15 protein-coding genes are annotated in these 20,849 nt (G+C 68.3%); 8 read left to right on the top strand and 7 right to left on the bottom strand.

Features of this window, described 5'->3' with window-relative positions; all coding sequences use genetic code 11:
- Positions 1 to 137 precede the first annotated feature (137 nt).
- The 3 genes from ACFT9I_RS33480 to ngcE are packed head-to-tail and all read right to left on the bottom strand — an operon-like array spanning position 138 to position 3,487.
- Positions 138 to 1,061, bottom strand: a complete 924-nt coding sequence (locus ACFT9I_RS33480; protein WP_382570687.1) for a carbohydrate ABC transporter permease — start codon at positions 1,059 to 1,061, stop codon at positions 138 to 140.
- Positions 1,061 to 1,990 carry a carbohydrate ABC transporter permease gene (locus ACFT9I_RS33485; protein WP_382570690.1) on the bottom strand — a complete coding sequence of 310 codons (930 nt, stop codon included), beginning with the start codon at positions 1,988 to 1,990 and terminating at the stop codon, positions 1,061 to 1,063. Before ACFT9I_RS33485 ends, ACFT9I_RS33480 begins: the two co-directional genes overlap by 1 nt.
- Before the next feature lie 48 nt (positions 1,991 to 2,038).
- Positions 2,039 to 3,487, bottom strand: a complete 1,449-nt coding sequence (gene ngcE, locus ACFT9I_RS33490; RefSeq protein WP_382570693.1) for an N-acetylglucosamine/diacetylchitobiose ABC transporter substrate-binding protein — start codon at positions 3,485 to 3,487, stop codon at positions 2,039 to 2,041.
- Between the two features lie 699 nt (positions 3,488 to 4,186).
- Between ngcE and ACFT9I_RS33495 the strand changes: the two genes are divergently transcribed.
- Positions 4,187 to 8,029, top strand: coding sequence for a GH92 family glycosyl hydrolase (locus tag ACFT9I_RS33495; RefSeq protein WP_382570696.1), 3,843 nt, complete (start codon positions 4,187 to 4,189; stop codon positions 8,027 to 8,029).
- Between the two features lie 197 nt (positions 8,030 to 8,226).
- Here ACFT9I_RS33495 and acnA read toward each other — a convergent pair whose 3' ends face one another.
- Complete coding sequence (gene acnA, locus ACFT9I_RS33500; RefSeq protein ID WP_382570727.1) at positions 8,227 to 10,941, bottom strand: aconitate hydratase AcnA; 2,715 nt, start codon at positions 10,939 to 10,941, stop codon at positions 8,227 to 8,229.
- A 386-nt stretch (positions 10,942 to 11,327) separates the two neighbouring features.
- Between acnA and ACFT9I_RS33505 the strand changes: the two genes are divergently transcribed.
- Together ACFT9I_RS33505 and ACFT9I_RS33510 are read left to right on the top strand one after the other, a co-directional pair.
- Positions 11,328 to 12,800: a glycerophosphodiester phosphodiesterase family protein gene (locus tag ACFT9I_RS33505; protein WP_382570699.1), complete on the top strand. Its 1,473-nt coding sequence runs from the start codon at positions 11,328 to 11,330 to the stop codon at positions 12,798 to 12,800.
- 162 nt (positions 12,801 to 12,962) lie between these two features.
- Positions 12,963 to 13,523 carry a hypothetical protein gene (locus tag ACFT9I_RS33510; protein ID WP_382570701.1) on the top strand — a complete coding sequence of 187 codons (561 nt, stop codon included), beginning with the start codon at positions 12,963 to 12,965 and terminating at the stop codon, positions 13,521 to 13,523.
- Here ACFT9I_RS33510 and ACFT9I_RS33515 read toward each other — a convergent pair.
- A complete protein-coding gene (locus ACFT9I_RS33515) occupies positions 13,508 to 14,119 on the bottom strand; it encodes a short chain dehydrogenase (protein ID WP_382570703.1) in 612 nt (203 codons plus the stop codon). The two genes, ACFT9I_RS33510 and ACFT9I_RS33515, sit on opposite strands and share 16 nt — an antisense overlap.
- A 102-nt stretch (positions 14,120 to 14,221) precedes the next feature.
- Between ACFT9I_RS33515 and ACFT9I_RS33520 the strand changes: the two genes are divergently transcribed.
- Positions 14,222 to 15,130, top strand: a complete 909-nt coding sequence (locus ACFT9I_RS33520; protein WP_382570705.1) for a helix-turn-helix transcriptional regulator — start codon at positions 14,222 to 14,224, stop codon at positions 15,128 to 15,130.
- Here ACFT9I_RS33520 and ACFT9I_RS33525 read toward each other — a convergent pair.
- Positions 15,123 to 15,743, bottom strand: a complete 621-nt coding sequence (locus tag ACFT9I_RS33525; protein WP_382570708.1) for a dihydrofolate reductase family protein — start codon at positions 15,741 to 15,743, stop codon at positions 15,123 to 15,125. The genes ACFT9I_RS33520 and ACFT9I_RS33525 overlap by 8 nt on opposite strands.
- Before the next feature lie 166 nt (positions 15,744 to 15,909).
- Positions 15,910 to 16,743, bottom strand: a complete 834-nt coding sequence (locus ACFT9I_RS33530; protein ID WP_382570710.1) for a helix-turn-helix domain-containing protein — start codon at positions 16,741 to 16,743, stop codon at positions 15,910 to 15,912.
- A gap of 220 nt (positions 16,744 to 16,963) precedes the next feature.
- Here ACFT9I_RS33530 and ACFT9I_RS33535 point away from each other — a divergent pair, with 220 nt between their 5' ends.
- From ACFT9I_RS33535 to ACFT9I_RS33550, 4 genes are all read left to right on the top strand, one after another.
- A complete protein-coding gene (locus ACFT9I_RS33535; RefSeq protein WP_382570713.1) occupies positions 16,964 to 17,695 on the top strand; it encodes an SDR family oxidoreductase in 732 nt (243 codons plus the stop codon).
- Between the two features lie 160 nt (positions 17,696 to 17,855).
- The gene (locus ACFT9I_RS33540) at positions 17,856 to 18,056 is read left to right on the top strand and encodes a DUF4236 domain-containing protein (RefSeq protein WP_382570715.1); all 201 of its coding nucleotides are present in this window, start codon (positions 17,856 to 17,858) and stop codon (positions 18,054 to 18,056) included.
- Between the two features lie 180 nt (positions 18,057 to 18,236).
- Positions 18,237 to 19,766, top strand: a complete 1,530-nt coding sequence (locus ACFT9I_RS33545) for a helix-turn-helix domain-containing protein (protein WP_382570719.1) — start codon at positions 18,237 to 18,239, stop codon at positions 19,764 to 19,766.
- A 295-nt stretch (positions 19,767 to 20,061) separates the two neighbouring features.
- Positions 20,062 to 20,706, top strand: coding sequence for a dihydrofolate reductase family protein (locus ACFT9I_RS33550; RefSeq protein ID WP_382570721.1), 645 nt, complete (start codon positions 20,062 to 20,064; stop codon positions 20,704 to 20,706).
- The last annotated feature ends 143 nt before the right edge of the window (positions 20,707 to 20,849 follow it).

Raw genomic sequence — 20,849 nt, forward strand, 5'->3', positions numbered from 1 at the left:
TGGCGAAAAGTACCCCTTCGGCTCGGGTTGGATACCGAACGAACCCCCTTCGCGCGGGCCCGGAACGCCGCGAACCGCCCCCCGGCGAGAGGCCGGAGGGCGGTTCGGTGGAGCGGTGAAGCCGTGGGCGGGCTCTGCTACTTGAGCGCTCCCGCCGTCAGGCCCGCGACGACCTGGCGCTGGAAGATGATGTACGCGGCGAGCACCGGCAGCATCGCCATCACCAGTCCGGCGAAGAGGCCGGAGTAGTCGCCCTTGTAGCCCTGGCTGACCGCCAGCTGCACCAGACCCTGCGAGAGAACCTTCTTGTCCGGGTCGGTGTTGAGCACCGTCGGCAGCATGTACTGGTTCCACTGCCCGAGGAAGTTGAAGATGCCCACGCTGATCAGACCCGGCTTGGCCATCGGCAGCATGATCTGGAAGAAGGTCCTGGTGTGCGAGGCGCCGTCGATGATCGCCGCCTCCGCCACCGAACTCGGCAGCGTCCTGAAGAAGGACGACAGGAAGAACACCGTGAACGGCAGTGAGTAGGCGATGTACACCAGGATCAGACCGTGCGTGGTGTTCAGCAGCCCCATGTTGTTCATGACGAAGAACAACGGGACCAGCGCCAGGATGATCGGGAAGCTCATTCCCCCGATGAAGAGGAAATAGATGAAGCGGTTCCCGGGGAAATCGAAGCGCGCCAGTACGTACGCGGCCATCGAGCCGAGCACCAGGGTGCCGATCAGCGAACCACCCACCACCACAATGGTGTTGAAGAAGTAGTCGCTCATGTGCGCCTGGGTCCAGGCCCGCGACCAGTTCTCGAAGTGGAGCTTGTCCGGCAGCGACCAGGGCGAGCTGAAGATGGAGTTGTCGTCCTTGAAGGAGGACATCACCGCCCACAGCAGCGGCAGGACGACCAGCAGCGCCCAGATGACCAGCACACCGTGCGAGAAGACGTTGAGGACGGAGCCCTCGCGCTTCTCCTTCACCGGCGGGGCGTTCACCTTGGTCACCGGCTGCCGGTCCTGCGGCTCCTCGGGCAGCGCGGCCGGAGGCGTGTCAGTGGTCTTCATCAGAACTCCAGCCGCTCGCGCCGGCCCAGCTTCGTCACGACTGCCGCGAAGGACAGCGTCACCACGAGCAGAGCGACACCGATCGTTGTGGCATAACCGGCCTGGGCATCTCTGAAGGCCGTTTGGTAGACGTACAGCGGCAGGATCGTGGTGGAGTAGTCGGGACCGCCACCGCCCGGCCCGATGGTCATGATCTGTACCACCGCGAACGCCTCGGCGCCGAGCGCCAGGATGCCCATGTAGATCCAGCCCGCCTGCACGGTGTCCCAGAGCAGCGGCAGCGTGATCTTGAAGAAGGTCGTGAACCGGTCCGCGCCGTCCAGCAGCGCCGCCTCGTAGTAGTCCTTCGGAATGGAGGCCATTCCGGCGGAGAAGAGGACGACGAAGAAACCGACCGTGCTCCAGATCAGTACCGCCATCACGCACCAGAGCGCGAGATCCGGGTCACCCAGCCAGAGCGGCTGGATGCTGTCCAGGCCGACCGCCGAGAGCGCCGCGTTGATGGCGCCGCTCTCCGGGTTGTAGGCGAACTGGAAAAGCAGGGCGACGATCGCGACGGAGAGCACCTGTGGAAAGAAATACGCGATCTTGTAGAAACCCGAACCGCGTACGCCTCTGATCGCGGCGCCTTTCTTCTGCTTCCCACCGACATTGATCATGAAGGCGAGGAACAGCGCGAGGGTGAGCGTCACCAGCGGCAGCAGCAGCACGAACAGCAGGCTGTGCTGCAACGACTTCCAGAAGATGTCGTCCTCGAACATCTTCTTGTAGTTGTCGAAGCCCACCATCTTGAAGTCGGAACTCAACCCCGTCCAGTCCGTGAACGAGTAGTAGATGGACTGGATGAACGGCCATATGACGAAGATCGCGTACAACGCCAAGGGGGCGATCAAAAACCCCACGATGAACCGGTATTTACCGTGCTGCATGGATCCGACCCCGATCTGTGCGCGGATACCGCCGCTGGTGACGCCTGCTCACTGGTGCTTGTAGTGCTTGATGGACTGGTCCTTCGCGGCGGCATCCGCGTAGCCCTGGATCTTCTTGATGGTCTCGGCGGGGGTGGCGCGCCCGGCCATCATCTCGCCGAGGCCGGCGACACCGATCTGCTCCTTCTGGAGCTTGACGTACCAGTCCTGGAGACGCGGGTTGACGACGTTCGTCCCCGCCTTGTCCAGGGCGGCGACGGCCGACTTCAGGCCGGGGGTCAGCTCGACCCCGTCCGTGCCGCCGTTGAGGGCGGTCAGCGACTTCACCTGGGAGGTGAAGTTCTTCGACGACTCCTCGCTGAGCATGATGCGCAGCAACTCCATGCCACCCTGCGGGTTCTTGGCCTTCCCCGGCACGATGAAGGGCTCACCGCCGGACGCCCAGAGGGTACCGAACGGCATCTTGTCGGAGGCGTCCATGCTGGACGGCGCGCCGACGGCGAGGTTGAAGTCGGCCGGCATCGTCTTGGCCGCCTCGTTCTCCACCCACGAACCGTTCGGGATGAAGAGCGCCTTGCCCTTCGTCCAGGCGGTCTGCGACTGGATGTGGTCCAGACCGGGGGTGCCCTGGAGGATGTAGCCCTTCTTGAAGAGCTCGTAGTACGCCTCGAAGGCCGTCTTGACCGCCGGGTCGTTCCAGGCGTTCGGCTCCAGGTTGTCGATCTTGTCGAGGACCTCGACGCCACCGATCTTGGCGATCAGCGGGTAGAGCGAGAACGGGATGTAGTACGGGTGCTTGCCCGCGTACGTCCAGCCCGCGATGCCCTTCTTCTTCGCCTTGGCGCAGAGCGCCAGCATGTCGTCCCAGGTCTCGGGGTACGTCGCGTCGAGGTTCTCCAGCGCCTTCTGCGAGTACCAGACGCCGTACACCGTGTAGGCGTAGTACATGATCCAGACGGGGTCGCCGTCGAACTGGCCCATCTCGACGATGCCGGGGCGCAGGGTGTCGCGCACCTTCTTCGCCGGGTCGTCGTACGACGGGGCGTCCATCAGCGCCGTGAGGTCGGTGAGCTGCTTCTTGCCCACCAGCACGCCCATGTCCATCTGCTCGGCGCCGGAGTTGTCGATCAGGTCCGGCGGGGTGCCGCCGTTGAACCTCGGCTGGAGCGTGGACTGGATCTTCTCGGTCGCGGCGTGCTTGACCTTCGGAGCCTTCGGGAAAGCCGTGTTGTACCGCTTCTCCGCGTCGATGGCGTACTGCTCGCCGAAACCGCCGTTGAAGATGACGACATCGAGCTGCGCCGTCTCGTTCGCTCCGAGGGGGTTCTTCGCCGAGGTCTTGCCCTTCTCGACCTTGTCCTCGGTGCCGCTGTCGCTGCTCGCGCAGGACGCCAGGAAGCTCATGGTCGGGACGGTGATCAGGCCGATTGCTGCCGAACGCTTGATCAGATCACGACGGCCAAGGCCCTCATTGCTGTGAGCGGAGGTGGATCCCATGCTCAAGTCCTCGCCTTCTCCAGGACTCAGGCGGTGTACCGGTCGCCCGTCCTTCTCGCCTGAGGCAGAAGGGCCCCGCCACCGCGGTCAAATGAAGCTGGTCGTTCAGGATTGTGGTGCTGATTGCTCTGCGTCTTGCGGTGCTTCTCGCCGTGCGTCTCGCGATGCTTCTTGTCGAGCGTGTTGTTGAGCGTCGTAGTGATGCGTGAGGTGTGACGCATCACGTGTGATGCGTGATTACAGCAGGGACGGCCTGAATGGTTGGCGGCGGGGTGCGTCGCGACGTCGCGGCACCCAACCGTCCCCCGTCTCCCGGTCCTTCGCCGTTCGAAACCTGGCGAGGCGGACGCCGACAGGTATAGTCCACTTCAGGTCGAGTGAGCAAGATCGAAAGCAGGTTTGGGCGGGAGTCTTTCCCTAGTTGAGACCTGGGGCGGGTTTCAGAAGGCCCGCGCGGCATCCGTACGGATCTCGCCGCATTTTCCGGATCGCGCACGGCGCGATATCCGGACCACTCGCGCGCTCTCGTCGCGGGCACTTGTGTGCACATTCCACGAAACACTTGCGACAGAATGGCCGGTTCCTGTCTTCTGACACCGGCAACACCCTTGACACCTTGCGCCTCTTGCATCACTACTTAACCGGCGCATGACCTTTGACAACGTTGTCCATCATGCTTCCGCGGAAGGAAGACTCGGGATGCAGCGCACACCAAGACCCCGGCTCACACAGTGCCGCAACGCCGCCCTGGTGGCTGTCGCTTCACTGCTTGTCGTCACCGCACACTCGGCGGCCGTGGCACAGCCCGCCAAGGCCGCGGCCCCCAAGGACTCGTTCGCGTCGTCTTTCGAGGAGGGCGACACCCGGCCGGACTGGCGCAATACCGTCGATACCGGACCCGATGGAGAGAAGCGATCGTCGGGCGTGAGCGGCGAGTTCAACGCCGGCATCCCCGGCAATGTCACCGACCGGGTCGTGGAGCTGCGCGCCAGCGACGAGAACACGAACGGGGGTGAGGGCAAGGAGAACCTGGTCGACATCCAGTCCAGCACCAAGTGGCTGGCCTTCGAGCCGACCGCCTGGATCGAGTTCGACCTGGACACCCCCGTCAAGGTCGTGACCTACGCGCTGACCTCGGCCAACGACCACTCCGAGCGCGATCCGAAGGACTGGACGCTCAAGGGATCGACGGACGGCAAGGACTGGAAGACGCTCGACACCCGAGTGGACCAGACCTTCGGCGGTCCATTCCAGACAAAGTCGTACGAATTCGACAATTCGACCGCCTACGCGCACTATCGGCTGGACATCACCAAGAACAACGGGGCGGGCGACGCCACCCAGCTCGCCGACGTCCAGTTCTCCGACGGTGACACCACCACGCCGCCGCCCGCCGACATGCGCAGCCAGATCGACGGCGGCCCCGGCGGCTCGCCCACGGCCAAGTCCAACGCCGGCTTCACGGGCACGCGCGCGCTGGAGTACGCCGGTTCGCACAAGCCGGACGGCCGGGGCTACTCGTACAACAAGGTCTTCGACGTCAACACGGCCGTGCGCGCGAACACGGAGCTGTCGTACAAGATCTATCCCGCCATGACGGAGACGGATCTCAACTACCCGGCCACGAACGTCTCGGTGGACCTCGCCTTCACCGACGGCACCTACCTGAGCGATCTGAAGGCCCTCGACTCGCACGGCGGCCTGATGACCCCTCAGGGCCAGGGTGAGGCCAAGCGGTTGTACGTCAACCAGTGGAACGCCGTCGCCTCCCGGATCGGCTCGGTCGCCGCCGGCAAGACGGTGGACCGGATACTCGTGGCGTACGACTCCGCCAAGGGCCCGGCGAAGTTCCAGGGCTGGGTGGACGACATCGCGCTGGCGGTGAAGGCGCCGGAGAAGCGTCTCGCGCACCTCTCGGACTACGCGTCCACCACGCGCGGCACCAACTCCAGCGGTTCCTTCTCGCGCGGCAACACCTTCCCGGCCACGGCCGTGCCGCACGGCTTCAACTTCTGGACGCCGGTGACCGACGCCGGATCCACGAGCTGGCTGTACGAGTACTCCCGCGGCAACAACGACGACAACCTCCCCGCACTGGAGGCGCTGTCCGCGAGCCACGAGCCGAGCCCCTGGATGGGCGACCGGCAGACCTTCCAGCTGATGCCGTCGACGGCCACCGGCACGCCGGACGCGTCGCGCTCGGCGCGCGCGCTGCCGTACCGCCACGAGAACGAGATCGCCAGGCCGCACTACTACGGCGTGACGTTCGAGAACGGCCTCAAGGCGGAGATCACGCCCACGGACCACGCGGCGGCGATGCGGTTCACGTATCCCGGTGACGACGCGAGCGTCGTGCTCGACAACATCAACAACGACGGCGGTCTGACCATCGACGCGGCGAACCGGTCCTTCACCGGCTACTCCGACGTGCGCAGCGGTGGATCGGCGGGCGCCACGCGGCTGTTCGTGTACGGCGTCTTCGACGCGGCGGTCAAGGACAGCGGCAAGCTGCCGGGCGGTGGCGGCAAGGACGTCACCGGCTTCGTGAGCCTCGACGCCGGCCAGGACCGTACCGTCAACCTGCGGATCGCGACCTCGCTGATCAGTGTCGACCAGGCGAAGAAGAACCTGGCGGACGAGCTGCCGGCCGACCTCGGCTTCGACCGGGTCAAGAAGGACGCGCAGCGCGCCTGGGACGGCATCCTGGGGAAGGTGGAGGTCGAGGGCGCGAACAAGGACCAGCTCACGACGCTCTACTCCAGCCTCTACCGGCTCTACCTGTATCCCAACTCGGGCTTCGAGAACACGGGTACGAAGAAGAAGCCGAGGCAGCAGTACGCGAGCCCCTTCGTACCGAAGATGGGCACGGACTCCCCCACGCACACGGGCGCGAAGATCGTCACGGGCGAGGTGTACGTCAACAACGGCTTCTGGGACACCTACCGGACGACCTGGCCCGCGTACTCCTTCCTGACGCCGAAGAAGGCCGGGGAGATGGTGGACGGCTTCGTCCAGCAGTACAAGGACGGCGGCTGGATCTCCCGCTGGTCCTCCCCCGGCTACGCCGACCTGATGACCGGCACCAGTTCGGACGTGGCCTTCGCGGACGCGTACGTGAAGGGTGTCGACTTCGACGCGAAGGCGGCGTACGACGCGGCGCTGAAGAACGCGACCGTGGTGCCGCCCAGCGCGGGCGTGGGCCGCAAGGGGATGGAGACGTCGCCGTTCCTCGGCTACGCCTCCACGGAGACCCATGAGGGCCTGTCCTGGTCGCTGGAGGGCTACCTCAACGACTACGGCATCGCGAAGATGGGCGAGAAGCTCTACAAGGAGACGGGCAAGAAGCGGTACAAGGAGGAGTCCGAGTACTTCCTCAACCGCGCGCAGAGCTATGTGTCCCTCTTCGACTCCGAGGCCGGCTTCTTCCAGGGCCGGAACCTGAAGGGCGACTGGCGGGTCCCGAGCGACAAGTTCGACCCACGGGTGTGGGGTTACGACTACACCGAGACGAACGCGTGGGGCTACTCCTTCACCGCGGCGCAGGACTCACGCGGCCTCGCCAATCTGTACGGCGGGCGCGCGGGTCTCGGGAAGCAGCTGGACGAGTACTTCGCGACGCCGGAGACCGCGGCGCCCGAGTTCGTGGGGTCGTACGGCGGCGTCATCCACGAGATGACGGAGGCGCGGGACGTCCGGATGGGCATGTACGGCCACTCGAACCAGGTCGCGCACCACGCCACGTACATGTACAACGCGGCCTCCCAGCCCTGGAAGACGCAGGAGAAGGTCCGCGAGGTGCTTGGCCGCCTCTACACCGGCAGCGAGATCGGGCAGGGCTACCACGGCGACGAGGACAACGGCGAGCAGTCGGCCTGGTACCTCTTCTCCGCGATGGGCTTCTACCCGCTGGTGATGGGCAGCGGGGAGTACGCGGTGGGCTCGCCGCTCTTCACGAAGACGACGGTGCACCTGGAGAACGGGAAGAAGCTCGTCGTCTCGGCGCCGAAGAACAGCGACAAGAACATCTACGTGCAGGGCCTGAAGGTCAACGGCAAGACGTGGAACTCCACGGCGCTGCCGCACGACGTTCTCTCCAAGGGCGGCACGCTGGAGTTCGACATGGGCGCGAAGCCGTCGGCGTGGGGCTCGGGCAAGGACGCGGCGCCGGTGTCGATCGCGAAGGACGACAAGGTGCCGTCGCCGCGCAGTGACGCGGTGACCGGCGCGGGCGCGCTCTTCGACAACTCGTCGAAGACGACGGGCGCGGCGGGCGGTTCGGTCGACCTGCCGGTGCCGTCGGCGACGAAGGCGGTCCAGTACACGCTGACGTCCGCCAAGACGGAGACGTCGCCGGCCGCGTGGGAGCTCCAGGGCTCGGCGGACGGCACGACCTGGAAGACGCTCGACAAGCGGTCGGGTCAGTCCTTCGAGTGGGACCAGCAGACGCGGGCGTTCACGGTGGCGACGCCGGGGTCGTACGCGAAGTACCGGCTGGTGACGAAGGGTCAGGCGGAGCTGGCGGAGGTGGAGTTGCTGCGGTAGCGGCCGCGCCTCAGGTGGACGGGCCCCGGCGGTGGACGCCGGGGCCCGTTCTGCTGTTCCGGCACGACGCGGCTCCCTGGCGCCTGTCCTTCGGCGGCGGGCGGCGGTGCGGCGGCCGGGGCCAACGGCGAGGGGCCGCACCCCGCGCGCCTACGCGCGTGAGGTGCGGCCCCTCGTCAACTGCCGTCCGGCAAGACCTACTTGCGGATCAGGCTGCGGAGCACGTACTGCATGATCCCGCCGTTGCGGTAGTAGTCCGCCTCGCCCGGGGTGTCGATGCGGACCACCGCGTCGAACTCCACGCCCGTGTCCGTCGTGACCTTGACCGTCGCCGGCGTCGTACCGTCGTTCAGCGCGGTGACGCCCGTGAAGGTGAACGCCTCCTCGCCCGTCAGGCCGTACGACAGCGCCGACGCGCCCTCCGGGTACTGGAGCGGGAGCACGCCCATGCCGATCAGGTTCGAGCGGTGGATGCGCTCGTACGACTCGGCGATGACCGCCTTGACGCCCAGCAGCGCCGTACCCTTCGCCGCCCAGTCGCGGGACGAGCCCGAGCCGTACTCCTTGCCCGCGAGGACGACCAGCGGCGTGCCGGCCGCCTGGTAGTTCTGCGAGGCGTCGTAGATGAAGGAGACCGGGCTGTCCGCCACCGTGAAGTCGCGGGTGTAGCCGCCCTCCGTGCCCGGCGCGATCTGGTTGCGCAGGCGGATGTTGGCGAACGTGCCGCGGATCATGACTTCGTGGTTGCCGCGGCGCGAGCCGTACGAGTTGAAGTCACGGCGCTCGACGCCGTGCTCGTTGAGGTACTTGCCCGCCGGGGTGTCCGCCTTGATCGCACCGGCCGGGGAGATGTGGTCGGTGGTGACCGAGTCGCCCAGCATGGCGAGCACGCGCGCGCCGGTGATGTCGGCGACCGGGGTCGTCTCCATCGTCATGCCCTCGAAGTACGGGGGCTTCCGTACGTAGGTCGACTGCGGGTCCCACTCGAAGGTGTTGCCCGTCGGGATCGACAGCGCCTGCCACTGGGCGTCGCCCGCGAAGACGTCCTGGTAGGACTTGTTGAACATGTCCTCGCCGATGGCGGAGGCGACGACCTCGTTGACCTCGGCCTCGGTCGGCCAGATGTCCTGGAGGTGGACGGCCTTGCCGTCCTGGTCGACGCCGATCGCGTCGCGCGTGATGTCGACCTTCATGGAGCCGGCGATCGCGTAGGCCACGACCAGCGGCGGGGACGCCAGGTAGTTCATCTTGACGTCGGGGTTGATCCGGCCCTCGAAGTTGCGGTTGCCGGAGAGCACCGCGGCGACGGCCAGGTCGTTCTCGTTGATCGCCTTGGAGATCTCCTCGTCCAGCGGACCCGAGTTGCCGATGCAGGTCGTGCAGCCGTAACCGACGAGGTTGAAGCCGAGCTTGTCGAGGTACGGCGTGAGGTTGGCCTTGTCGAAGTAGTCCGTGACGACCTTCGAGCCCGGCGCCAGGGTCGTCTTGACCCACGGCTTGCGGGTGAGGCCCTTCTCGACGGCCTTCTTGGCGACGAGCGCGGCGGCGACCATCACGTACGGGTTCGAGGTGTTGGTGCACGACGTGATCGCGGCGACGGTGACGGCGCCGTGGTCGATCTCGTACGTCGAGCCGTCCGGCGTGGTGACCAGGGTCGGGCGGGTCGGCACACCGTTGGAGGAGGCCGGCGAGTCGGAGGCCGGGAAGGACTCCTTGCCCGCCTCCTCGTCGTCCGTCACGTAGTTGCGCACGTCGCGCGCGAACTGCTCCTTGGCGTTGGCCAGGACGATACGGTCCTGCGGGCGCTTCGGGCCGGCGATGGACGGGACGACCGTGGCGAGGTCGAGCTCCAGCTTCTCGGAGAAGTCGGGCTCGGCGGCCGGGTCGAGCCAGAGGCCCTGCTCCTTGGCGTACGCCTCGACGAGCGCCACCTGCTGCTCGTCGCGGCCGGTCAGGCGCAGGTACTTCAGCGTCTCGTCGTCGATCGGGAAGATCGCGGCGGTCGAGCCGAACTCCGGCGACATGTTGCCGATGGTGGCGCGGTTGGCGAGCGACGTGGCGCCGACACCCTCACCGTAGAACTCCACGAACTTGCCGACGACGCCGTGCTTGCGCAGCATCTCGGTGATCGTGAGGACGAGGTCCGTGGCGGTCGTGCCCGGGGTCAGCTCGCCGGTCAGCTTGAAGCCGACGACGCGCGGGATGAGCATCGAGACGGGCTGGCCGAGCATCGCGGCCTCGGCCTCGATGCCGCCGACGCCCCAGCCGAGCACGCCGAGGCCGTTGACCATGGTGGTGTGCGAGTCGGTGCCGACGAGGGTGTCGGGGTACGCCTGGCCGCCACGCACCATGACGGTGCGGGCCAGGTGCTCGATGTTGACCTGGTGGACGATGCCGGTGCCGGGCGGGACGACCTTGAACTCGTCGAACGCGGTCTGGCCCCAGCGCAGGAACTGGTAGCGCTCCTTGTTGCGGCCGTACTCCAGCTCCACGTTCTGCGCGAAGGCCTCGGGCGTGCCGAACTTGTCCGCGATGACGGAGTGGTCGATGACCAGCTCGGCCGGGGCCAGCGGGTTGATCTTCGCCGGGTCGCCGCCCAGCTCCTTGACGGCCTCACGCATGGTGGCGAGGTCGACGACGCAGGGCACGCCGGTGAAGTCCTGCATGATCACGCGGGCCGGGGTGAACTGGATCTCCTGGCTCGGCTGCGCCTGGGAGTCCCACCCACCGATCGAGCGGATGTGGTCGGCGGTGATGTTCGCGCCGTCCTCGGTGCGGAGCAGGTTCTCCAGCAGCACCTTCAGGCTGTAAGGGAGGCGCGCTGAGCCCTCGACCTTGTCCAGCCTGAAGATCTCGTACGACTCGTCGCCCACGCGCAGCGTGCTGCGGGCGTCGAAGCTGTTCGCCGACACGACAGTCTCCTTCATGAATGTGCGCGTACTACCGCGCCGCGACGCATGTGCGGCTGACGCCGCGCGGTGCCGCCAACGGGCTGCTCGCCGATCCGCTAAGGTAAGGCTAAGTTAGGCTCGCCTTACTGCCTGGCGGCTGCGGTACGCCTTCGGCAGATATCTCGATGTCGAGATAACTCTAGTACATGACCGCTGCGAGGTCATGCCCGGGCGGCCGTTGTGTTCGGCCCGGCGGCTGTCGTGTTGTCTTGTTCTTGTCTCGTCGAAGGCTGATCGACGTCACCGAGGACGGCTCCCTGCGGCCCCCTGAAGAAGTCACGCGGTGTTGGGGACGGGGCCAGGGAACGATCGTGTGGCAGCCATCCACGGTGATCAGTGTGCGTCGCATGAGAGCGACAATGATCAGGAAACGCTGGGGCAGCTACATCAGCTACGTGGCGGCCGTCGTGCTGGTCGCCACGGTCGGGACGCTCGACGTCGGCTCCGCGCGTGCCGGCGCCGACTCGGGCCCGGGGTCGGGCTCGGGGTCGGGGTCGGGCTCGGGTGGCCGCTCCGGGAACGCCGCCGAGCGCGCCTACCGGGATTTCCTCGACCACGGCGAGGACGCCACGGTCCTCACCGCCGCGCACCGCGGCCAGTGGCGGGCCGCGCCGGAGAACAGCCTGCCCGCCGTCCGGGCCGCTTACGAGGACGGTGCCGAGATCGTCGAGATCGACGTCCGGCTCACGGCGGACGGCGTGCCGGTCCTGATGCACGACACCACGGTGGACCGCACCACGGACGGCACCGGCGCCGTCTCCGACCTCACCCTGGCCGAGCTGCGGGAACTGCGCCTGCGCAAAGGTCTTGGCGGCGCCCAGGCCGCGCTCACCGACGAACGGGTGCCCACGCTCGCCGAGGCGATGGGGATCGCGAAGAACCGGGGCCTGGTCAACCTGGACAAGGGCTGGCCCGCCCGCGAGGAGATCTTCACGGTCCTCCGGGAGACCGGTACGGTCCGCAACGGGCTGTTCAAGAGCGACGCCCCCGTGGCGGAGGTCGAGAAGTTCCGCGCGGCCCACCGGGACGCGATCTACCTGCACATCGTCTCGGACGCCAACATCGACGCCATCGACGAGTTCGGCGCCCACCAGCCCGTGGCGTACGAGGTCATCTTCGACAGCGACTACGACGCGGTCGCCCGCACCCCCGTCCTGAAGCGCATGGCAGCCACCGGCCGGGTGTGGATCAACTCCATGTGGAACGGCCTGGCCGACCACTCCACCGACGAGTACTCCCTCGTAGACCCGGCCCGGGGCTGGGGCGCTCTCATCGACGTCTTCGGTGCCAGTGTGCTCCAGACGGACAACGTGGTCGCCCTGCGAGCCTGGCTGGAGACCGGCAAGGCCAACCCCGTGCCGCAGGACGCGGTGCGGGTGCAGGGCGAGGACTTCGCCCGGGGCGGCGAGGGCGTCGCCTACCACGACACCGACGCCGGCAACCGCGGTGGCGTGGCCCGTGTCAACGAGGACGTCGACGTCTGCGACCAGGACGGCGCGGTGGACGTGTGCTGGCTGCGGGCCGGCGAGTGGCTGACGTACGAGGTGGAGGTCCCCAGGTCGGGCAGGTATCGGGTGGTCTCCCGGGTGTCCTCGCCCTACTCCCCGGCGGGCACCTACCGGCTGTCGTTCGACGGCGGCGCCGACAGCGGCCCGGTCGCGGTCCGGAACACCACGAGCCACAGCGCGTTCGTCCCGCAGAACAGCGGCGTGGAGCGGTACCTGACGCGCGGCACGCACAAGGTCCGCGTCAGCCTGGACGCGGACGCCTACCAGAACTGGAACCTGGACTGGTTCCAGCTGGAGCGCGTCGGCCGCTGAGCCACGCACGGTGACGCGGAGACCTGCCGGGCATGCTCCCCAGGTCTGACGGCCGCTCCTCCGCACGGCCCGCTCACACCGCCGGGCGCCATCCCGGCGGACTACCCGGCCCGGGCTCCGAGGCTGATGGAACGTGGCGGGCCGGGCGGCAGGATGAGCCGTATGACCACTGTGGAAACCGCCACGACGGCCACGACGGCCACGACCGCCGGCTCCGTCGCGCCGCCGCCGCGTTGGGCGGTCTGGGCCGCGCATCTGACCACGCTGGTGGTGCTGCCGAGCGGGCTGTGGCGGATCGCCCTGGTGCTCGGTTTTCCGGCCGGCTACCAGGACGAGAGCTTCGTGGACTTCCAGACGCCCGGCGCCAAGGTCTGGATGCTGACGCTGAGCGTGGTCTGCGAGCTTCTCGCCTTTCTGACGATCGGTCTGGTGCAGCCGTGGGGCGAGGTCGTGCCCCGCTGGATACCGCTGATCGGAGGGCGTGTCGTGCGCCCGACGGCCGCCGTCGTCCCGGCCGCCGTCGGCGCGGTGGCACTGACCCTGATGTGGGCGAGCGTTCCCTGGTGGTGGACGTATCCGCACGTCGACATGACGGACACGGGGAACATCGTGGTCGGCATCCTCTACCAGCCCCTGGTCCTCTGGGGGCCGCTGCTCGCCGCCGTGACCGTCTCCTACTACCGGCGCCACCGGGGCCCGCGCGACGGTCAGGCCGCCTCCTGAGGCGACGGCCGCGTGGTGCCGTTCATCGTGCCTTCCACCGCGTTCACGTAGACGCGCGCGAGGTCGGCCGCCGGGATGCCCGGCGCGGGGTCCATGCCCAGGGCGGTCAGCGTCTCCCGTACCCAACCCGGGCTGACCGCGTTCAGCCGTACACCGCGCGGCATTTCGACCGCCGCCGCGTGGACGAAGGCCTCAAGCCCGGCGTTGACCAGATGGCCGAGCGAGCTGCCCGGTACGGGCTCGGCGAAGCGGCCGCTGGTGAGGGTGAGGGACCCGCCGTCGCGTACGTGGGTGAGCGCCCGACGTACGAGGTCGACCTGGCCGATCAGCTTCCCGTCGAGGCCGTTCCAGTACTCGTCGTCCGACGGCGCCGTCAGTGGAGTCATCGCACCGCTCACCGCGCAGCACACGATCGCGTCCACCGGGCCGGTCCTGTCGAGCAGTGCGTCGACCGAGGCCGTGTCGGTCAGGTCGACGCGCAGCGGGCCGCCACGGCGTGCCGCCCGCAGCACCTCGTACGTCGCGTTCCGCGCGGCCAGCGCGTCGGCGACCGCGCCTCCGACGGTGCCCGTGGCACCGATCACCAGAATTCTCATGCCGCCATGCTGCGACGGACCGGCGGCCGTACCCATCCCTCGGCCAGGACCACCCCTGACAGGTGCAGGCAGGACCGGCGCGGCGCCCCGATACTGGAGCGTATGGAGACACACGCGGACCTGGGCGAATTCCTGCGGTCGCGGCGCGCTCTGCTACGGCCCGAGGACGCCGGGCTGCCTACGTACGGAGGCCGCCGCCGCCGGGTGCCGGGGCTGCGTCGCGAGGAGTTGGCGCAGCTCGCCGGGGTGAGCGCCGGCTACTACACGCGACTGGAGCAGGGGCAGAGCCCGAACGCGTCGGACTCCGTGCTCGACGCCGTCGCACGCGTGCTGCGCCTGGACGACGACGAGCGCGCGCATCTCTACTCGCTGGCCCGTCCTCGGCCGAAGGCCCCGCGCCGGGAGGCGGAGCCCGAGCGGGTGCGTCCGGGCGTACGGATCATGATCCGGTCGTTCGGAGACGTACCCGCCCTGGTGCTCGGGCGCTTCGGCGACATCCTGGACTGGAATCCGGCGGCGCACGCGCTGCTCGCCGGCCATCTCGACATCGGCTCGCCGGACCGGCCCGCCGACCGCCCCAACATCGCCCGTCTGCTGTTCCTCGACCCGCACATGCGCGAGCTGTACGGCGACGGCAACGGCGAGAGCAACGGCGACAGCGACAGCGACAGCGGCTGGACGCGTAAGGCACGCGCCACCGTCGCCGATCTCCGTCTGATCGCGGGGCGCTTCCCCGACGACCCCGGTCTTACCGGTCTCGTCGGCGAACTGACCGTCACCAGCCATGAGTTCGCCGAGCTGTGGGCGGCGCACTCGGTGGGCGACTGCGGCACCGACACCCGTACGTACCGCCACCCGACGGTCGGCACGATGACGCTCATGGTCGAGTTCATGACCCTGCCGAACGACGAGGGGCAGCGCGTGGCGGTGTACGGCGCCGAGCCGGGGTCCGCGTCCGAGGCCGCGCTCCGGCTCCTCGCCACCACGGCCGCCCCGTCCTCGGCTACTTGAGGACGCGGTACTTGAGGTGGGTGGCGCCGGGGGTGTCCACCACGCGGATCGGTTCGAGGTCGTGCGAACCCAGCCCGAGGTTGTCGAAAAGCCGCAGGCCGGCGCCGAACAGCACGGGGATCACATGCAGTTGGAGTTCGTCGACGAGGCGGGCCCGCAGATACTGCTGGACGGTGTGGGCGCCGCCGGCGATGTCCACGTCACGGCCGGCGGAGACGGCCTTGGCCCGGTCGAGCGCGCTGTGGATGCCGTCGGTGACGAAGGTGAAGCTGGTGCCACCCTCCTTGACGAGGGTGGGCGCGGGGCGGTTGGTCAGGACGAAGACCGGGGCACGGAACGGCGGGTTGTCGCCCCAGAAGTCGGCCCCGGAGTCGTACATGAGCCGTCCCATGACCACGGCGCCCGTCGACTCGAACCACTCGCGCATGATGTCGGACTCCTGGTCCGCCTCACCGCCGTTCAGGCCCGTGCGCTCGCGCCAACTGGACTGGGCGTGGATCCAGCCGCCGATCCGGTCGGCGCCGTGGCCCGCCGGGTTGGTGACGCTGTGGTCGGTGCCTGCGATGTAGCCGTCCAGCGACATGACCATGTCGGCGGTGACGGTGACCGTCATGAGAGTGCTCCTTCGACGTTCGGTGCTGCTGTCGGTACTCCCGGTACGCCTGGTACTCCCGGTACTGCCGGTACTGCCGGTACTGCCCGCTGCTCGTCTGTCGTGAAGGAGCCGGCCGGCGGCGCCGATCTCGACATGCGCGGCCCGCTCGCCCCTACGACGCGCGTCACTGCACGTGGCGTGCGGCATGCAGCGAGCCGAGCAGCGCGAGCGCGTCGGCATCCGGACCGCCGGGCGCGGCGGTGCCGACGAGCAGGTGCTGGCCGGGCGTCCCCTGGACGTCGAAGGTCTGGTACGTCAGCACGATCCGGCCCACGTCGGGGTGGTTGAAGATCTTGGTCTTGCGGCCGAGTCCGCTGACGCTGTGGTCCTGCCAGAGCACGGCGAACTCCGCGCTGCTCGCCCGTAGTTCGGCGACGAGGGCGATGAGCGCCGGGTCGTGCGGGTCATGGCCGAGGGCCAGCCGCAGCGCCTCGACGCTGTCGCGTGCGACGGCCGCCCACTCGGCGAAGAGATGGCGGGCGGCGGGATCGTGGAAGAGGGAGCGGACCATGTGGCGGTGGTCGGTGAGCGGGGACATCAGTGCGTCGGCGAGGGCGTTCGACGCGAGGACTTCGAGACGGCGGTTGACGATGTACGCGACGGCCGCCGGGAAGGCGCTCATCAGCCGCGCCAGCTCCGGGTCCACCTGGTCGGGGCAGGTTGTGGCCTCGTCGGAGGTCTTCGGTGCGAGGCCGGCCAGGCGGTACGCGTGGCCGGCGGCGTCCGCGTCGAGTCGCAGGGCGTGGGCGAGGGCGTCGATCACCGGACCGGAGGGGCTGCGCTCCCGGCCCTGCTCCAGCCGGGCGTAGTAGTCGGCGCTGACCCCGGCGAGCACGGCGACCTCCTCGCGCCGCAGCCCGGCGACCCGGCGGGCTCCGGAGCTGGGCATCCCCACGTCGGCGGGCCTCAGCCGGGCGCGCCGGGCCCGCAGGAATTCGCCCAGTCCGTAACCGCTCATGGGGCAAATCGTACGTCGCGGCGCGCCGCCGGGCCCGGCCGCCGGAGCCGTGCCCAGGTATTCCTCCGGTGTCTCCGGTGTCTCCGGTGTCCCTGGTGTTCCAGGGTGTGGCGCACCCAGGAAGTCCCGCCCTGCCTCGCGGGCGCGATCCGGCGCATGCTCGCCGTACCGAACCGGCCGCGTCCCCCACCCCCCTGCACCTCTTACGAAGGATTCCCCCGTGACCACCCCCACCAGCAAGGTCGTCCTCATCACCGGCGCGAGCAGCGGCATCGGCGAGGCCACCGCCCGACGGCTGGCCTCCTCCGGCCACCGGGTCGTCCTGGGCGCCCGCCGTACCGGCCTGATCGCCACCGTCGCCGAGTCCATCCGTACGTCCGGCGGCACCGCCGACCACCACGAGCTGGACGTGACCAGCCTGGAGAGCATGCGTTCGTTCGTCGCAGCCGCGCGCGAGCGGCACGGGCGGGTGGACGTCCTCGTCAACAACGCGGGCGTCATGCCGCTGTCGACGATGGACGCGCTGAAGATCGACGAGTGGAACCGCATGATCGACGTCAACATCCGGGGCGTGCTGCACGGCATCGCCGCCGTACTGCCCGTCATGCGCGACCAGGGCGCCGGGCACATCGTGAACATCGCCTCCGTCTCCGGGCTGCGCGTCGACCCGACAGCGGCCGTCTACAGCGCGACGAAGTTCGCGGTCCGCGCGATCTCGGAGGGGCTGCGGCAGGAGAGCCGTGAGGTACGCGTCACCGTGGTCTGCCCCGGCCTGACGCACAGCGAACTGACCGACGGCATCAGCGATCCCGGTGTGCGCGAGGCGGTGCGCGGCAGCATGGGGATCGCGATCCCGGCGGCGGCGATCGGCCAGGCGATCGACTACGCGATCGGTCAGCCGCCGGAGGTCGACGTCAACGAACTCGTGATCAGGCCGACGGCCCAGGGCTGACGGCCTCCTCGACGCCGGCCGCCCGCGCCTGAGCGGGCCCGTCGACGGCACGCCTCAGGTGACCCTCCGTCAATGTCGGTGCCGGCAGACATGCATGGAGGCCCACGGGTAACCCGTACTCCCGACAAGGCTCCACCGAGGCCGACTTGAGGAGAACACCGTGCCGATCACATTCCGTAAGAGCTTCCGGATCCTGCCCGGCGTACGGCTCAACATCAACAAGCGCTCGTGGTCCATCACCAGCGGCGGCAAGAACGGCCCGAAGCACACCGCGAGCAGCACCGGCCGACGTACCACCTCGATGGACCTGCCCGGCCCCTTCGGCTGGCGCAAGACCACGACGAAGCGCCGCGGCCACTGATCCGCGGTACCCCTACGCCCGCACCCCATCACCCGCACTCGTCCGGCCGTACCCCGCTCGCCGGGACGGGCACGTCGGGCCAGGATGGGGAACGAGGTGCGCGTGCGAGCCTCGGCCGGGGCTCCACGAATGGCGGACCTCAACTGCTCTCTCATCTCACATATGAGATAGCCTTTCGCCATGGCAGACGACTACCTCGTACGCATCGGCAAGCTCATCCGTGACGCCCGGCAGCACCGGGGCTGGACTCAGACACAGCTTGCGGATGCGCTGGCCACCAGTCAGAGCGCCGTGAATCGCATCGAGCGCGGCAACCAGAACATCAGCCTTGAGATGATCGCGCGCATCGGTGAGGCGCTCGACAGTGAGATCGTGTCGCTCGGATACGCCGGGCCGATGCACCTTCGCGTGGTCGGCGGACGCCGGCTCTCCGGCTCCATCGACGTCAAGACGAGCAAGAACGCCTGTGTGGCGCTGCTCTGCGGTTCGCTGCTCAACAAGGGGCGCACGGTCCTGCGCCGGGTGGCGCGTATCGAGGAGGTCTACCGGCTCCTCGAAGTGCTCAACTCCATCGGTGTACGCACCCGTTGGATCAACGACGGCATGGATCTGGAGATCGTGCCGCCGGCGGAGCTGGACATGGCCGCCATGGACGCGGACGCCGCGCGCCGTACCCGCTCGATCATCATGTTCCTCGGCCCGCTGCTGCACCGTATGGACAACTTCCGGCTGCCGTACGCGGGCGGCTGCGACCTCGGTACGCGCACGATCGAGCCGCACATGATCGCGCTGCGCCGCTTCGGCCTGGACATCACGGCGACCGAGGGGCTGTACCACGCGGTGGTCGACCGCTCGACGTCGCCGGACCGGCCCATCGTGCTGACCGAGCGCGGCGACACGGTCACGGAGAACGCGCTGCTGGCCGCCGCCCGGCACGACGGTGTCACCGTCATCCGTAACGCGTCGTCGAACTACATGGTCCAGGACCTGTGCTTCTTCCTGGACGCGCTCGGGGTACGGGTCGACGGCGTCGGCACCACGACGCTCACCGTCCACGGCGTGCCGAGCATCGACACCGATGTGGACTACTCCCCCTCCGAGGACCCGGTCGAGGCGATGAGCCTGATCGCCGCCGCCGTGGTCACCGAGTCCGAGCTGACGATCCGTCGGGTGCCGATCGAGTTCCTGGAGATCGAGCTCGCGGTGCTGGAGGAGATGGGCCTGGACCACGACCGTACGCCCGAGTACCCGGCGGACAACGGCCGTACCCGGCTGGTGGATCTGACCGTACGGCCCTCGAAGCTGGAGTCGCCGATCGACAAGATCCACCCGATGCCCTTCCCGGGCCTGAACATCGACAACGTGCCGTTCTTCGCGGCCATCGCCGCCGTCGCGCAGGGCACGACCCTGATCCACGACTGGGTCTACGACAACCGCGCCATCTATCTGACGGACCTCAACCGCCTCGGCGGCCGGCTCCAACTCCTCGACCCGCACCGGGTCCTGGTGGAGGGCCCGACGCGCTGGCGCGCGGCGGAGATGATGTGCCCGCCGGCGCTGCGGCCCGCGGTGGTGGTGCTGCTGGCGATGATGGCGGCGGACGGCACGTCGGTGCTGCGCAACGTGTATGTGATCAACCGCGGTTACGAGGATCTGGCGGAGCGGCTGAACTCGGTGGGCGCGCAGATCGAGATCTTCCGCGACATCTAGTACGTGAATGCCGCCGCACCCTGATGTCGTCGACCACCCCCTCGGCGACCAGGAAGTGACCGACTTGAGAGAGGCGTCCGCCCCGGCGGACGCCTCTCTCGCCGTAGACGCGGGCCACGTGCCGAGGGCGACCATCACGGGTCTCCCAGGAACTCCACCGCGGTGTTGATGGCACAACCCGAACGCGGCTGCTCACGCATCGCGCACCCTCCTGGCTGATTGCGACTCGCAACTCCTCGATTGTAAGGTTCGTCAACCGGTTGCAGATTGCAATCACTTGCTGGAGGTCCATCGCATGGCCAAGGTCCGCGTGCAGAACTTTCATGTCTCCCTCGACGGCTACAGCGCAGGCGAGACGATCACGATCGACTCACCCATCGGTGGCGCCGAGAGGCTGTTCGCCCGCTTCGACGGGCGGGTCATCCACGGCGTGGACGCCGTGGATGACCCGATCACCATCGATCGCGCTCTCACGAGCACCTGGGGTCAGGGCATCGGGGCCGAGATCATGGGCCGGGGCAAGTTCGGTCCGCAGACCGGCGAGTGGACCGACGACGACTGGCGGGGCTGGTGGGGCGACGAGCCTCCCTTCCGTACGCCCGTGGTGGTGCTCACCCACCACCGACGTGACCCCATCCACTTCGACAACGGGACGAGTTTCCACTTCCTCGACGCCACACCCGAGGACGCACTCGAACGCGCCCAGGACCTCGCAGAGGGCCGGGACGTTCGCATCGGCGGTGGCCCCTCCACCGTCCGGCAGTTCCTGAAAGCCGACCTCATCGACTTCATGCACCTGGTCACCGTGCCCATCACCCTCGGCGCCGGGGTCTCGATGTGGGACGGGCTGGCCGAGGTTCAGGACCGCTTCACCATCGAGTCGGCGACGTCGGCGAGCGGCCTTACCCACCACCTCTGGAATCGAATCATCACCAGCTAGGGCCTGCCGTTCCTGCCGTTCCTGCCGATCGGCAGGAACGGACCTTGCCCCGAGCGGCTACGGGAGCAGTTCGAGGGAGCGATCCGGCGGTCCGCACAAGCAGTTGTCAATGCCGCCGCGTGCGGACAGCTGCTTCCGGAAGC

Source organism: Streptomyces sp. NPDC057137 (assembly GCF_042670825.1).
Lineage (GTDB): Bacteria > Actinomycetota > Actinomycetes > Streptomycetales > Streptomycetaceae > Streptomyces.